The organism is Burkholderia sp. Ax-1720 (assembly GCF_011753035.1).
Classification (GTDB): domain Bacteria; phylum Pseudomonadota; class Gammaproteobacteria; order Burkholderiales; family Burkholderiaceae; genus Burkholderia; species Burkholderia gladioli.
On the sequence record NZ_VWWK01000183.1, the window covers coordinates 1 to 13,349 of the forward strand.

Annotated in this window: 14 protein-coding genes; 4 read left to right on the forward strand and 10 right to left on the reverse strand. The window is 68.6% G+C overall.

What is annotated here, in order from left to right:
• The 4 genes from F3J18_RS31000 to F3J18_RS31015 all read right to left on the reverse strand — a co-directional run.
• Positions 1-745: PqiC family protein (locus F3J18_RS31000; protein WP_205195625.1), on the reverse strand; the 745-nt coding region annotated here is incomplete at its 3' end.
• Entirely contained in the window at positions 742-2,376 is a 1,635-nt protein-coding gene (locus F3J18_RS31005) for an MlaD family protein (RefSeq protein ID WP_013696684.1), read from the reverse strand. The genes F3J18_RS31000 and F3J18_RS31005, both read right to left, overlap by 4 nt.
• Entirely contained in the window at positions 2,369-3,010 is a 642-nt protein-coding gene (locus F3J18_RS31010) for a paraquat-inducible protein A (protein ID WP_025096753.1), read from the reverse strand. Before F3J18_RS31010 ends, F3J18_RS31005 begins: the two co-directional genes overlap by 8 nt.
• Positions 3,007-3,693, reverse strand: coding sequence for a paraquat-inducible protein A (locus F3J18_RS31015; protein WP_166915938.1), 687 nt, complete (start codon positions 3,691-3,693; stop codon positions 3,007-3,009). The genes F3J18_RS31010 and F3J18_RS31015 overlap by 4 nt, the downstream gene beginning before the upstream one ends.
• Before the next feature lie 277 nt (positions 3,694-3,970).
• Here F3J18_RS31015 and F3J18_RS31020 point away from each other — a divergent pair, with 277 nt between their 5' ends.
• From F3J18_RS31020 to F3J18_RS31030, 3 genes are all read left to right on the forward strand, one after another.
• Positions 3,971-4,531: a cytochrome b gene (locus F3J18_RS31020; RefSeq protein ID WP_025096751.1), complete on the forward strand. Its 561-nt coding sequence runs from the start codon at positions 3,971-3,973 to the stop codon at positions 4,529-4,531.
• Positions 4,532-4,544: 13 nt separating this feature from the next.
• Entirely contained in the window at positions 4,545-5,105 is a 561-nt protein-coding gene (locus F3J18_RS31025) for a YceI family protein (RefSeq protein ID WP_025096750.1), read from the forward strand.
• Positions 5,106-5,179: 74 nt separating this feature from the next.
• Entirely contained in the window at positions 5,180-5,758 is a 579-nt protein-coding gene (locus F3J18_RS31030; RefSeq protein WP_025096749.1) for a YceI family protein, read from the forward strand.
• A 175-nt stretch (positions 5,759-5,933) separates the two neighbouring features.
• On the opposite strand, the gene F3J18_RS31035 is transcribed toward F3J18_RS31030, so the two are convergent.
• From F3J18_RS31035 to queA, 6 genes are all read right to left on the reverse strand, one after another.
• On the reverse strand, positions 5,934-6,764 hold the full coding sequence (locus F3J18_RS31035; protein WP_166915940.1) for an AAC(3) family N-acetyltransferase: 831 nt from the start codon (positions 6,762-6,764) through the stop codon (positions 5,934-5,936).
• Positions 6,765-6,913: 149 nt separating this feature from the next.
• A complete protein-coding gene (gene secF, locus F3J18_RS31040; RefSeq protein WP_013696691.1) occupies positions 6,914-7,864 on the reverse strand; it encodes a protein translocase subunit SecF in 951 nt (316 codons plus the stop codon).
• A 16-nt stretch (positions 7,865-7,880) separates the two neighbouring features.
• A complete protein-coding gene (gene secD, locus F3J18_RS31045; protein ID WP_166915942.1) occupies positions 7,881-9,923 on the reverse strand; it encodes a protein translocase subunit SecD in 2,043 nt (680 codons plus the stop codon).
• A gap of 109 nt (positions 9,924-10,032) precedes the next feature.
• On the reverse strand, positions 10,033-10,359 hold the full coding sequence (gene yajC / locus F3J18_RS31050; RefSeq protein ID WP_013696693.1) for a preprotein translocase subunit YajC: 327 nt from the start codon (positions 10,357-10,359) through the stop codon (positions 10,033-10,035).
• Between the two features lie 330 nt (positions 10,360-10,689).
• A complete protein-coding gene (tgt, locus tag F3J18_RS31055; protein ID WP_025096746.1) occupies positions 10,690-11,880 on the reverse strand; it encodes a tRNA guanosine(34) transglycosylase Tgt in 1,191 nt (396 codons plus the stop codon).
• Between the two features lie 110 nt (positions 11,881-11,990).
• Positions 11,991-13,043 (reverse strand): tRNA preQ1(34) S-adenosylmethionine ribosyltransferase-isomerase QueA, encoded by a 1,053-nt coding sequence (gene queA, locus F3J18_RS31060; RefSeq protein WP_166915944.1) that lies wholly within the window; start codon positions 13,041-13,043, stop codon positions 11,991-11,993.
• Between the two features lie 35 nt (positions 13,044-13,078).
• On the opposite strand from queA, the gene F3J18_RS37925 reads away from it, so the two are divergent.
• Positions 13,079-13,349, forward strand: a 271-nt coding sequence (locus F3J18_RS37925) for a hypothetical protein (protein ID WP_205195627.1), incomplete at its 3' end; no start/stop codon positions are given.

The window sequence follows — 13,349 nt, forward strand, 5'->3', positions numbered from 1 at the left end:
TCGGGCAGCGCACCGCGCCCGGTGGCGGCACGGCGCCCTTGGTGGAAGTTTTCGGCGGGGCCGGCTGGGCGGCCATCACGCGCACGCCGGCCGAGATCCGCGCGGCCAGCTCGCCGACCGCCTGCCGGTGGCCGGCCACCAGCGCGTCGTAGCCGCTGCCGACCTTCTCCACCAGGGTGCTGCGGCAGGTCATCACCGACTGCGTGGCCAGCGAGCGCACGCTCCACACCGCATCGAGCGCGGCCTTGTCGCCGGGCCAGGACTCGAAGCGCTGCACGTCGACGCTGACGCGGTAGACCGGCACGCCCGGCGGCGCGGGCGCGTCGGCCACGTCGATGGTGCCGAGCCGGCGCGTGAGCGCCGAGGACAGCGCGCGGCGGATCTCGTCGGCCGGCGGCGAGGCCCAGCGATGCTCCTCGAGCACGTCGACGCGCGACTCGCCGCGCTGGACCACCAACTGGTTCTTGGCGACCTGCTCGGGCACGTTGACGGCCGGCACCTGGATCAGGAATGCGGGGTTGGCCGGCAGGCCGCGGCCGGCGGTGACGGCGCCGGCGTCGCCCGACAGCGTGTAGAAGTGCGAGGGCGCCGAGGCGCAGCCGGCCAGCAGCGCCGCGCCCGCCAGGGCCGTGATGGTCGCCAGGGACGTGAAGGACCTGACGGACGTACGGGAGGCCGCGGCGGCCGGCGCCGGCAGGCTGCCGCGCGCGGCGCGGCGAGTCGAACGGGGCGGGGTGGCGCTCATTTCTGGTCTCCGGGTTTGCCGCGGAGCAGCGACTCGGGATGCCGCTCCATGTAGTCGGCGAGGTTGTTCAGCGACTGCAGGGTGCGCGTGAGCTCCTTGAGCGCGCCGCGCACGTCCGCCTGCAGCGGCGAATCCTGCTGCAGGGTCGCCTCGGCCGTGGTGAAGGTCTGCTTGGCCGCCGACAGCGTGTCGCGCGCCTGCGGCGCGACCTGCGTGTCGAGCTGCTGGAACAGTTGGTCGGCGTGCTTGAGCGCGTCGTTGAGGTTGTTGCCGATCTGGTCGAACGGCACCTTGTCGAGCTTCTTGGCGATATCGGCCACCTGCAGTTGCAGCTCGTCGAGCGTGTTCGGCACGGTGGGCAGTTCGACCGGCTTGCGCGTCAGGTCGATCTGGACCTTCTGCGCCTTCGGGAAGAAGTCGAGCGCCACGTAGAGCTGGCTGGTCAGCAGGTTGCCGGTGCGCAACTGGCCGCGCAGGCCGTGCTCGACCAGGCGCGTGAGGATGTCGCGCTGGGCCGGCTCGCCCTTCTTCTCGACCAGGTCGCGGAAGCGCTTGCCGAGCCGCTCCGGATAGATGTTCATGGTGACCGGCATCAGGAAGTTCTTGGTCTTCGGGTCGTAGTCGATGGCGATGTTGGTGACGTTGCCCAGCACGATGCCGCGGAAGTCGACCGGCGCGCCCACCGACAGCCCGCGCAGCGACTGGTTGAAGTTCATCACCACCTCGACCGGCAGGCCGTCCGGATCGCGCATCGCATCGCCCTCGTCGGAGCCGAGCCGGAAGGTCGCGCCGTTCGACACCGGGCCGCCGGCCGACTGGTTCGGCGGCGACTGGAAGGCCAGGCCGCCGAGGATCACGGTGGCCAGCGACTGCGTATTGAGCTTGAAGCCGCTCGAATCGAGGCGCAGGTCCACGCCGCTGGCCTGCCACCAGCGCGTGTTGGTGCCGACGTATTGGTCGTAGGGGGCGTTGACGAACACGTTGAAGGTCACGCCGGTGCCGTCCTTGTCGAGCGAGAAGCCGACCACCTGGCCGACCTGCACGCGCCGGTAGTAGACCGGCGAGCCGATGTCGACCGAGCCCAGCGAATCGCCGTGCAGCACGTAGGAGGTGCCCTTGTCGTCGCCGGTGACGGGCGGGGGCGTCTCCAGGCCGGCGAAGTCGGTCTGGGTATTGGGCGAGCGGCCGGCGTCGACGCCGATGTAGGCGCCCGACAGCAGCGTGTTGAGTCCCGACACGCCGGAGGCGCCCACCCGCGGGCGCACCACCCAGAAGCGGCTGCCCTTGACGGCGAAGTCCTCGGCTTCCTTCTTCAGCTGCACGTCGACCAGCACGTGCGAGAGGTCCTTGGAGAGCTTGATGGTCTTGACCGTGCCGATCTCGACATCCTTGTACTTGACCTGGGTCTTGCCCGGCTCGAGTCCCTCGGCGCTGCGGAAGCTGATGGTGATCTCGGGGCCGCGGTCGAACACCGACTTCACCACCAGGCCGATGCCGATCAGCGCCGCCACCAGCGGCACCAGCCAGACCAGCGAGGGCAGCCAGCCGCTGCGGCGCGTGACGACGGCCTCGGGCAGCTCGGGCGGGTTGGGCTGGTTCGGGTCGGGTTGCGGGCCTTGCGGACTATTCATGGTGTTTTCCAGAGGTGACGACGTGATCCCAGATCAGCCGGGGATCGAATTGCATCGAGGCGAGCATGGTGAGGATCACCACCGAGCCGAACGCGAGCGCGCCCGGGCCGGCGGTGATCTCGGCCAGCGAACGGAAGTGGACCAGCGCGACGGTCAGCGTGACGACGAAGATGTCGAGCATCGACCAGCGCCCGATCCGCTCGACGATGCGATACAGCCGCGTGCGCTGCACCGGACGCCAGGCGGAACGGCGCTGCGCGGAGATCACCAGGATGGTCAGCGCGCCGAGCTTGAGCATCGGCACCAGGATGCTGGCGACGAATACCACCACGGCCAGCGGCCAGTCGCCCGACACCCAGAAATAGACCACCCCGCTCATGATCGTGTCTTCCTGCGCGCCGACGATCGAGGCGGTGCGCATGATCGGCAGCAGGTTGGCGGGAATATACAGGATCGCGGCGGCCAGCAGCAGCGCCCAGGTGCGCGCGATGCTGTCGGGCTTGCGCAGGTGCAGGGCGGTGCCGCAGCGCGCGCAGCGCTCGGCCGGATGCGCGTCGGCGCGCGCGAGCTTCTGCACGTGGCCGCAGGCATGGCAGCTCGCCATGCCCGCGCGTGCGGCGGAGGTGATCTTCATCGGCGCGGCGCTCCGGCGTGGCTCGCCGGCGTGCCGCCGGCCGGCGCAGCAGGGGCGTACCGCTGCGCCGCGCGGCGCGCGAGGATCTCGTCGGCGAGGTCCCACAGCGCGCGCGGGTCGAACATCATCACCGCGGCCAGCATCAGGGTCAGCGCGCCGAACGCGAACAGCGCCGCCTCCGGCACCACGCGCGCCAGGCTCACCATCTTGACGATGGTCACCAGGATGCCCAGCATGAACACCTCGATCATGCCCCAGGGGCGCACCAGCTGGATCGCCCGCAGCACCGCGTTGAAGGCCGGCGGCACGTGGCCGGCGCGCAGCGAGAGCAGCACGTAGAGCAGCGCGGCCATCTCGATCAGCGGGAACAGCAGGGTGGAGCAGAACACCATCACCGCCACCAGTTGCATGTCCTGGTTCCACAGCGCCTCGAGCGCGCCGAGCAGGGTGGTCTGCACGCGCATGCCGTTGACGTCCATCTCGAGGATCGGGAAGGTCTGGGCGATCACGAAGGTGATCAGGGCGGCCAGCGTCAGGGCGCAGATGCGCTCGATCTGGTTGGCGGTATTGCGGTAGAGCAGCGCGTCGCAGCGCGGGCAGCGTGCGCTGTCCTTGCCGCTAAGCTGCGTTTTGTGCAACAGTGCGTCGCACTCATGACAGGCAATCAGGTCGTGTGTTTCCATCTCGGAGGCCGGTTGCGCGCCATCATGGGGGACGCGGGGACGGGTTGGAACCCGCGCCAATCTTACCAAAACGCGATTTTCGTGGTGTCAAGCCCGGCTCGGGGCACGCCGCGCCCGGCCGGGCCGGGATCGGGCAGACGAGCCAAATTCTGACCGCCGCGCCAGTTTTCAGTTTCCTCGCCTGCCGGATTGTTGCGGTAGCATGGCGGCCTTGAATGCGTCGGAATCCTACAGGCAGGGCCGGCGCCGCGTCCCGCACCATCCGAGGCTTTCCGTTATGGCATCGTCGCTCACGCTGAACCGGCCGGACACTTATACGCGCACCGCGATCGCGCTGCACTGGCTGATCGCGCTGCTGATCATCTGCGGTTTCTCGCTGGGCTGGGTGATGACCGACATTCCCGGTTTCACGCCCACCAAGCTCAAGTATTTCTCCTGGCACAAGTGGATCGGCGTGACGGTGTTCGCGCTGGCCGTGATCCGCGTGCTGTGGCGCGCCACCCACGCGGCGCCGCCGCTGCCGGCCGGCACCTCGCGCCTGGCCAAGGGCGCCGCGCATGCCGTGCATGGCCTGCTCTACCTGCTGATGCTGGCGATCCCGATCACCGGCTATCTCTACAGCTCGGCCTCGAACATCCCGGTGGTCTATCTCGGCCTGGTCCCGCTGCCGCGCCTGATCGATCCCGATCCGGTCCTGAAGGAAACGCTGAAGACGCTGCACATCTTCCTCAACTACACGCTGCTCGCGCTGGTGGCGCTGCACGTGCTGGCCGCGCTCAAGCACCAGGTCGTCGATCGCGACGGGGTGCTGGGCCGCATGCTCCCGTTCCTCAAATAAGAAAAGGAAAGCCATGAAGATCTCCCTGAATCGCTCCCTGCTGGCGGCCGTGGCTGCCGCCGCGCTGGCCTTCTCGGGCGCCGCCGCGGCCCAGGTCGACCTCGCCAAGAGCAAGGTGTCGGCGGTCTCCAAGCAGATGAACGTGCCGACCGAGGGCAGCTTCAAGAAATTCAGCGCCGATCTGAAGTTCGACCCGGCCAAGGCCGCCGAGGGCCACGCCCAGGTCAATATCGACATCGCCAGCTTCGACCTCGGCGACAAGATGTACAACGACCAGGTGGCCGGCAAGGAATGGTTCGACGCCAAGACCTACCCGCAGGCCAGCTTCGTCTCCACCTCGATCGCGCCGGCCGGCGGCAACAAGTACAACGTCGCCGGCAAGCTGACCATCAAGGGCAAGACCGTGCCCGTCACGGTGCCGGTCACCGTCACCGAGAGCGGCGGCCAGCGCGTGTTCGACGGCGTGCTGCCGATCAAGCGCTCGAGCTTCGAGATCGGCACCGGCGAGTGGAAGGACACCTCGATCGTCGCCGACGAAGTGCAGATCAAGTTCCATCTCGTCGCCGCGAAATAAGCCGCGCCGACGAATCGCTTCCGGGGGCCGCGACTCGCCGTGGCCTTCCATCCAACCGTAGCTAGGAGAATGACTTGAAGAAGACCCTGATCATGGCGGCGGGCGCGCTCGCCGCGGCGCTGTCGATCCCGGCGATGGCCGCGCCGGTGACCTACCAGCTCGACCCGAGCCACACCTACCCGAGCTTCGAGACCGACCACTTCGGCGGCCTGTCGGTCTGGCGCGGCAAGTTCGACACCTCGAGCGGCACGGTGACGATCGATCGCGCGGCCCACACGGGCAGCGTCGAGGTCACCACCAAGATCGCCTCGATCCATACCGGCAGCGCCAAGCTCGACGAGCACGTGCAGACGCCGGACTTCTTCGACGCCGCCAAGTACCCGGACGCGACCTTCAAGGGCACCCTGAAGTTCGACGGCGACAAGCCGGTGGCCGCGGTCGGCAACCTGACGCTGCATGGCGTGACCAAGCCGCTGACGCTGACCATCAACTCCTTCAAGTGCATGCAGCACCCGATGCTCAAGCGTGAAGTCTGCGGTGTGGATGCCGCCGGCGAATTCAACCGCGACGAGTTCGGCGTCGACTACGGCAAGGCCTATGGCTTCAAGATGCAGACCAAGCTGCTGATCACGGCCGAAGGCATCGCGCAGTAAGCGCCTTGTCGCGAGCCTGACGACGTCGCGTGGTCGGCCGCGCGATGCGATTCGATCGCCGCGCCCTCGGAAACGGGCGCGGCGATTTTTTTTGAATGGGCGGTGGCGGATGGCGCACAGCGCTTGTCCACGGCGGGCTGTGCAAAAGCGCCGTGGCGAGCGAAGGCACCGATGCTCAGGCGCTGGAAGCGTCGCCGTCGCGCTCCCCGGACCAGCAGCGCAACGCGTGATCGATCAGCGGCCGCATCGCGACCAGCACGCCGCGTCCCTCGCCGAGCGGGCCCTGCGCGCCGATGCCGGCCGCCAGCGCGCTGGCGCCGACCGGCACGAAGCGCTCGCTGTCGAGCGGCTCGGCGATCTCGAAGCGCAGCCATTGCCGCCGGCCGTCGACCATCAGCGGCGCGCCTTCGCGAACCAGCGGGCGCTGCGCCCAGGCGCGATGCTCGGCGAAGTGCAGGGCGGTGCAGGCGTCGAAGCCGACGCCGACCAGCAGGATCCGGGCATCGCGCCGATGCAGCTCGGCCAGCGGGGAGCCGGGACCGAACGGATCGGCCAGCCGGTGCTCGCGCATGACGTCGGCGGCGAGCGGGCCGAGCGCGACGAAGGAGTTGGCCGGATGCGCGCTGCGGATCGCCCCAGGCCAGCTTCGAAACGCTTCGGCCACGCGGCCCATGCCGCTGGTGGGCGTGCTGCGCGGATCGTAGGCGGGCATGGTGGCGCGGATCGTGTCCCACCAGGTTTCGGGCACCGGCGGCGCGCTCCAGTTGGCGGGATCGCTCAGGTGCGGCGACTGGCTGGGCATGACCAGGGTGCCTCGCGGGCCGAGCGTGTCGAGCAGGGCTTCGATGACGGCCACGGCGCCGCCGTTGACCCAGCCCAGCGCGCTGAGCGAGCTGTGCGCGATGACCAGCGCGCCGGCGCGCAGCCCGAGCGCGCGCAGGTCGGCGGCGAGGCTCGCCGACGTGACGGGGTGCCGGGTCCGGCTGATCTGTCGGGCTTCCGTCATGCCGCGGCTCCTGGGTTCGGGTGCATCGAGCTTACACCGCCGTGCCGCCATCGGCTCCGCCGGCGCCACCCGATCGCGTGGGCGAGAGCGCGCGGACGAAAAAAAACCGGCCCGAAGGCCGGTTTTTCGCATTGAGCGGGGCGGGTCGATCAGACCTGCGCGCCGGCGTTCGGATCGTTCGGATCGTGCGCGCCCTTCTTCTCGCGCATCAGGTCCTCGCGACGGATGCCGAGCCACATCGCCAGCGAACCCGCCACGAACACCGACGAGTAGATGCCGAACATGATGCCGACCGTCAGCGCGAGCGCGAAGTAGTGCAGGGTCGGGCCGCCGAAGAAGAACATCGACAGCACCATCATTTCCGTCGAGGTGTGGGTGATGATGGTCCGCGACATGGTGCTGGTGATCGCGTGGTTGATCACCTCCTGGACCGTCATCTTGCGTTCGCGGCGGAAGGTCTCGCGGATCCGGTCGAAGATCACCACCGACTCGTTGACCGAGTAGCCGAGCACGGCCAGCACGGCGGCCAGCACCGACAGCGAGAACTCCCACTGGAAGAAGGCGAAGAAGCCGAGGATGATCACCACGTCGTGCAGGTTGGCGATGATGCCGGCCACCGCGTATTTCCACTCGAAGCGGAACGACAGGTAGATCACGATGCCGATCACCACGCAGGCCAGCGCGAGCAGGCCGTCGGTGGCGAGCTCCTTGCCGACCTGCGGGCCCACGAACTCGACGCGTTGCAGCTGCACGTCGGCGTTCTGCGCCTTGAGGCCCGCCATCACCTGGTCGCTCTGCTGGGCCGAGGTCAGGCCCGGCTTCAGCGCCAGGCGGATCAGCACGTTGCGCGAGGTGCCGAAGCTCTGCACCTGCGCGTCGCCGTAGCCGAGCTTGCCGAGCGTGGCGCGCACCGGCTCGAGTTCGGCGGCCTGCTGGTACTGCACCTCCAGCACCGTGCCGCCGGTGAACTCGACCGACAGATGCAGGCCGCGATGCACCAGGAAGAACACGGCGGCCAGGAAGGTCACCAGCGAGATCACGTTGAAGACCAACGCGTGCCGCATGAACGGGATGTCTTTGCGAATGCGGAAAAATTCCATGTGCGTTCTCCGGCGCTTAGTTGGACGAGCCCGGCGTCTTCGGCGGCACGCCGGGGCCGGAGCGGCGGCGTGCGACCGGCTTCGCGCCGCCCTTGCCAGCCGTTGCCTTGGCGCCCTTGGCCGCGGCCGGACGAGCCGCCTTCGCGGTATCGGTGTCGCCGTCCTGTTCGAGGAAGACCTGGCTGCCGGCGCCTGCCGCGTCGGCCGCGGCCGGCTTCCAGACCTGGCCGATCGCCACCGACTTGAGCTTCTTGCGGCCGCCGTACCAGAGGTTGACCAGGCCGCGCGAGAAGAACACCGCCGAGAACATCGAGGTCAGGATGCCGATGCAGTGCACGATCGCGAACGCGCGCACCGGGCCCGAACCGAAGGCGAGCAGCGCGAGGCCGGCGATCAGGGTGGTGACGTTCGAGTCGAGGATGGTCGCCCAGGCGTGCGCGTAACCCTGCTGGATCGCGAGCTGCGGGGCCGCGCCGCTGCGCAGCTCCTCGCGGATCCGCTCGTTGATCAGCACGTTCGAGTCGATCGCCATGCCCAGCGCCAGCGCGATGGCGGCGATGCCGGGCAGGGTCAGGGTGGCCTGCATCATCGACAGCGCGGCCACCAGCAGCAGCAGGTTGACCGACAGGCCGATCACCGAGACCGCGCCGAACAGCATGTAGTAGGCGATCATGAACACCGCGATCGCGACGAAGCCCCAGATCACCGAGTGCACGCCCATGCGGATGTTGTCGGCGCCCAGGCTCGGGCCGATGGTGCGTTCCTCGATGATGTCCATCGGCGCGGCCAGCGAGCCGGCGCGCAGCAGCAGGGCCAGGTCGGTGGCGGCCTGCGGGGTCGGCTGGCCGGTGATCTGGAAGCGATCGCCGAGCTCGGACTGGATGGTCGCGACCGTCAGCACCTCGCCCTTGCCCTTCTCGAACAGCACCATCGCCATCGGCTTGCCGATGTTCTCGCGCGACACGGCGCGCACCGCGCGCCCGCCCGCCGCGTCGAGGCGGATGTTGACCGAGGGACGCTGGTGTTCGTCGAAACCGGCCGAGGCGTCGATGATGCGGTCGCCGGTGAAGATCACCGACTTGCGCAGCAGCACCGGCGCCTGGTTGCCCTGGGTGAACAGCTCGTCGCCCGGCGGCACCGGGTCGTTCGGGTTCGGGTGCAGGTTGACCGGGTCGGCCAGGCGCGCTTCGAGCGTGGCGGTGCGGCCGATGATGTCCTTGGCCTTGGCGGTGTCCTGCACGCCCGGCAGCTCGACCACGATGCGGTCGCGGCCCTGCTGCTGGAGGATCGGCTCGGACACGCCGAGTTCGTTGACGCGGTTGTGCAGGGTGGTCAGGTTCTGCTTGAGCGCGGCGTCCTCGACGGTGGCCTGCACGGCCGGCGAGAAGGTGCCGACCACCTGGTAGCCGCCGCCGCCGGGCTGGGTGGCCCATTGCAGTTCGGTGATCGAGCCGGCGAGGAAGCGGCGCGCCTGCTCGGCGGTGTCCTGGTCGGCGAAGTTGGCGACCACCGAGAGATCGACGCGGTTCACGCCGCCGTCGCGGATGCCCTTGTCGCGCAGTTGCGAGCGCGCGTCGGAGGCGTCCGAGTCGAGCTTCTTGGTCAGCGCGCCGGTCATGTCGACCTGCAGCAGGAAGTGCACGCCGCCGCGCAGGTCCAGGCCGAGGTACATGGGCAGCGCGTGCAGCGCGGTCAGCCAGCGCGGCGAGGCGCTCTGCAGGTTCAGCGCGACGACGTATTGCGGATCGCTCGGGTCGCTGTTGAGCGCCTTCTGCAAGAGATCCTTCACGCGCAGCTGGGTATCGGTGTCCTTCAGGCGCACGCGGATGTTCGCGTTGTTCGCCGAATTGTCGAAGGTGATGTCGTCCGGCGCGACCTGGGCGGCGGCCAGCGCGGCCTGCACCTGGCCGAGCGTGCCCGAGTCGATCTTGACCGTGGCCTTGCCGCTCGACACCTGCACCGCCGGCGCTTCGCCGTAGAAGTTGGGCAATGTGTACAGAAGGCCGATCGCGAGCGCGACGACCATCACGACATATTTCCAGATTGGGTAACGATTCATGAAAGGGCCGAACGGGATAGTTGGCTTGAAAAGCGTCGCGTCCGGCTCCCGCGCGGCCCGCGCGTCGAATGCGCGGACCTGCCGGAATGCCGGACGCTCGAAGTGCGACTTACAGCGACTTGATCGTGCCCTTCGGCAGGATGGTCGTCACGGCCGACTTCTGGACCGTGATCTCGGTGCCTTCCGACACCTCGACGCCGACGTAGGCTTCGCCGACCTTGGTGACCTTGCCGACCAGGCCGCCGTTGGTCACGACTTCGTCGCCCTTGGCCATCGCGGCGAGCATGTTGCGATGCTCCTTCTGACGCTTCATCTGCGGACGGATCATGATGAAGTAGAGCACCGCGAACATCAGGATGAGCGGCAGGAAGCTCATCAGGCTCGATTCGGCGCTGCCGCCAGCGCCTTGCGCGAATGCATTGCTGATAATGGACAACGACACGTTGGTCTCTCCGTTGGGGAAAATCAGAAAAATAGCCGGTCATTCTACCACCGGCGAAAACCGCGACAGCATGGCAAATGCGCTTTGGGATCAAGCTGTTAAGCCGTCACCCGGGGATTTGCCCCGTATTTCCCGCGCATTCGCCCCGATTCGCGAAAGCAGATTGTAATGTGTCGGCGCCGCCGCAGCCGGCGCCTTGGCCGAAAACGCGCAGCGGCGAGCATGGCGACATCGTTCGACAAGGGTATGACGAAACCGCGGGCTTCGAGCATGCCGCCGCCCGTTTCGCCGCTTGTTTCGCGGCCCGCCGCGCCGCCGTTCGCGCTACTCGCGCTGCTCCACGCCGCGCGCGCGGTCGGCCGCGAAGCGCAGGCGGAAGGCCTCGAAGCTGTGCGTCTCGATCGCCTCGCGGATCTCGCTCATCAGCGTCAGGTAGTAGTGCAGGTTGTGGATCGTGTTGAGCTGCGCGCCGAGGATCTCGCCCACGCGATGCAGGTGGTGCAGGTAGCCGCGCGTGAAGTTTCGGCAGGTGTAGCAGCCGCAGCTCTCGTCGAGCGGGCGCAGCGAGTTCTTGTGCGTCGCGTTGCGGATCTTGACGTCGCCGAAGCGCGTGAACAGCCAGCCGTTGCGCGCGTTGCGGGTGGGCATCACGCAGTCGAACATGTCGACGCCGTTGGCCACGCCTTCCACCAGGTCCTCCGGCGTGCCCACGCCCATCAGGTAATGCGGCTTGTGCGCCGGCAGCTTGGGGCCCACGTGCTGCAGCACGCGCATCATGTCTTCCTTCGGCTCGCCGACCGACAGCCCGCCGATCGCGTAGCCGTGGAAGTCGAGCTCGGCCAGGCCCGCCAGCGATTCGTCGCGCAGGTCCTCGAACATGCCGCCCTGCACGATGCCGAACAGCGCGTTGGGGTTGCCCAGGCCGTTGAACTCGTCGAGCGAGCGCCTGGCCCAGCGCAGCGACATGCGCATCGATTCGGCCGCTTCCTTGTGGGTGGTCGGCACGCCGTCGGTGGCGTAGGGCGTGCATTCGTCGAACTGCATGACGATGTCCGAGTTCAGCACCTTCTGGATCTGCATCGATACTTCCGGCGACAGGAACAGCTTGTCGCCGTTGATCGGCGAGGCGAAGGTCACGCCGTCCTCGGTGATCTTGCGCAGATCGCCCAGCGAGAACACCTGGAAGCCGCCCGAGTCGGTCAGGATCGGCTTGTTCCAGCCCATGAAGCGGTGCAGGCCGCCGTGCGCGCCGATGGTCTCGAGGCCCGGGCGCAGCCACAGGTGGAAGGTGTTGCCGAGGATGATCTGCGCCTGCATCTCGTGCAGCTCGCGCGGCTGGACCGCCTTGACGGTGCCGTAGGTGCCCACCGGCATGAAGATCGGCGTCTCCACCACGCCGTGGTTGAGCGTGACGCGGCCGCGCCGCGCGTGGCCGTCGGTGGTCAGCAGTTCGAACTTGAGCCCGTTCTCGGGCGGAACGTGCGCTTGCACGGGTTCCGATTGGCGATCGGTCATCGCTTGGTGCTCCTTGCTACCGGAGAACAGTCCGGCGCTCATGGTGGGCGCCGTCGCGGGAATCGCGGCGGCGCGTTCTGGAAGACGAGGGCGGGGCGCTCGTTTCGGGTTTATTCGGGATCGCGGCGCGTCAGCAGCATCGCGTCGCCGTAGCTGAAGAAGCGATAGCGCTCGGCGATCGCGTGGCGATAGGCGTCGCGGATCGTCTCGACCCCGGCGAAGGCCGAGACCAGCATCAGCAGGGTCGACTTCGGCAGGTGGAAGTTCGTCACCAGCCGGTCCACCACGCGAAACGCGTAGCCCGGCGTGATGAAGATGTCGGTTTCGGCGCGGGTGGGCGCGAGCGCCCGGCCCTCGCGTTGCGCGTCGCGCGCGGCCGCCTCGAGCGCGCGCATCGAGGTGGTGCCGACCGCCACCACCTTGCCGCCGCGCGCACGCGTGGCCGCGATCTGCGCCACCAGCGTGTCGCTGAGTTCGTACCACTCGCTGTGCATCCGGTGCTCGGCGATGTTGTCGACGCGCACCGGCTGGAAGGTGCCGGCGCCGACGTGCAGCGTCAGCGTGGCGGTCTCGACGCCGCGCGCGCGCAGCGTGGCCAGCAGCGCCTCGTCGAAGTGCAGGCCGGCGGTGGGCGCGGCGACCGCGCCCGGGTTGCTGGCGAACACCGTCTGGTAGCGCGTCTCGTCGGTCGCGTCGGGATCGTGCTCGATGTAGGGCGGCAGCGGCAGGCGGCCGTGGCGCTCGATCAGCGCGAGGCAATCCTCGGGGAAGTGCAGCGTGAAGAAGGGCTCGACGCGCTCGCCCACCGTCACCTCGAAGGCCTCGGCCAGCCGCAGCGTGCTGCCCTCGACGGGGCTCTTGCTGGAGCGGATCTGCGCCAGCACCGTGCGCGGGCCGATCACGCGCTCGACCAGCACCTCGATCTTGCCGCCGCTGGCCTTCTGGCCGAAGAAGCGCGCCTTCAGCACCTTGGTGTCGTTGAACACCAGCAGGTCGCCGGCGCCGATGCACTCGGGCAGGTCGGTGAAGCGGCGGTCGGTCAGGCGCGTGGGCGCGACGCTGCCGTCCACCTCCAGCAGGCGGCTGGCGCTGCGCTCGGGCAGCGCGGTCTGCGCGATCAGCTCGGGGGGCAGGTCGAAATCGAAATCGGAAAGCTTGAACATGGAAAATGGGGGCGTAGCCGTGCGCCAGCCGCGTCATGGCCGGCGCGAGCCGCTATGATGGCGGGGTCGCGCGGCTCGCGGGCGCCGCCGGGCCGTGCGACGATGCGACGTCAAAAGCCGCCATTGTACTTGCTTGTCCCTTGCCGAATTCCGATCCGATGCCCGTACCTTCCCGCCGTAGCGTTCCCGCCGATGCCGCCGCCGATGCCGAATCCGGCAGCGAACCCGCGCGCGACGGGCAGCACGGGCACGAGGACGACGCGGCGCGCGTGCCGGCGCGCTCGCGCACGCCGCGGCGCGGACCCG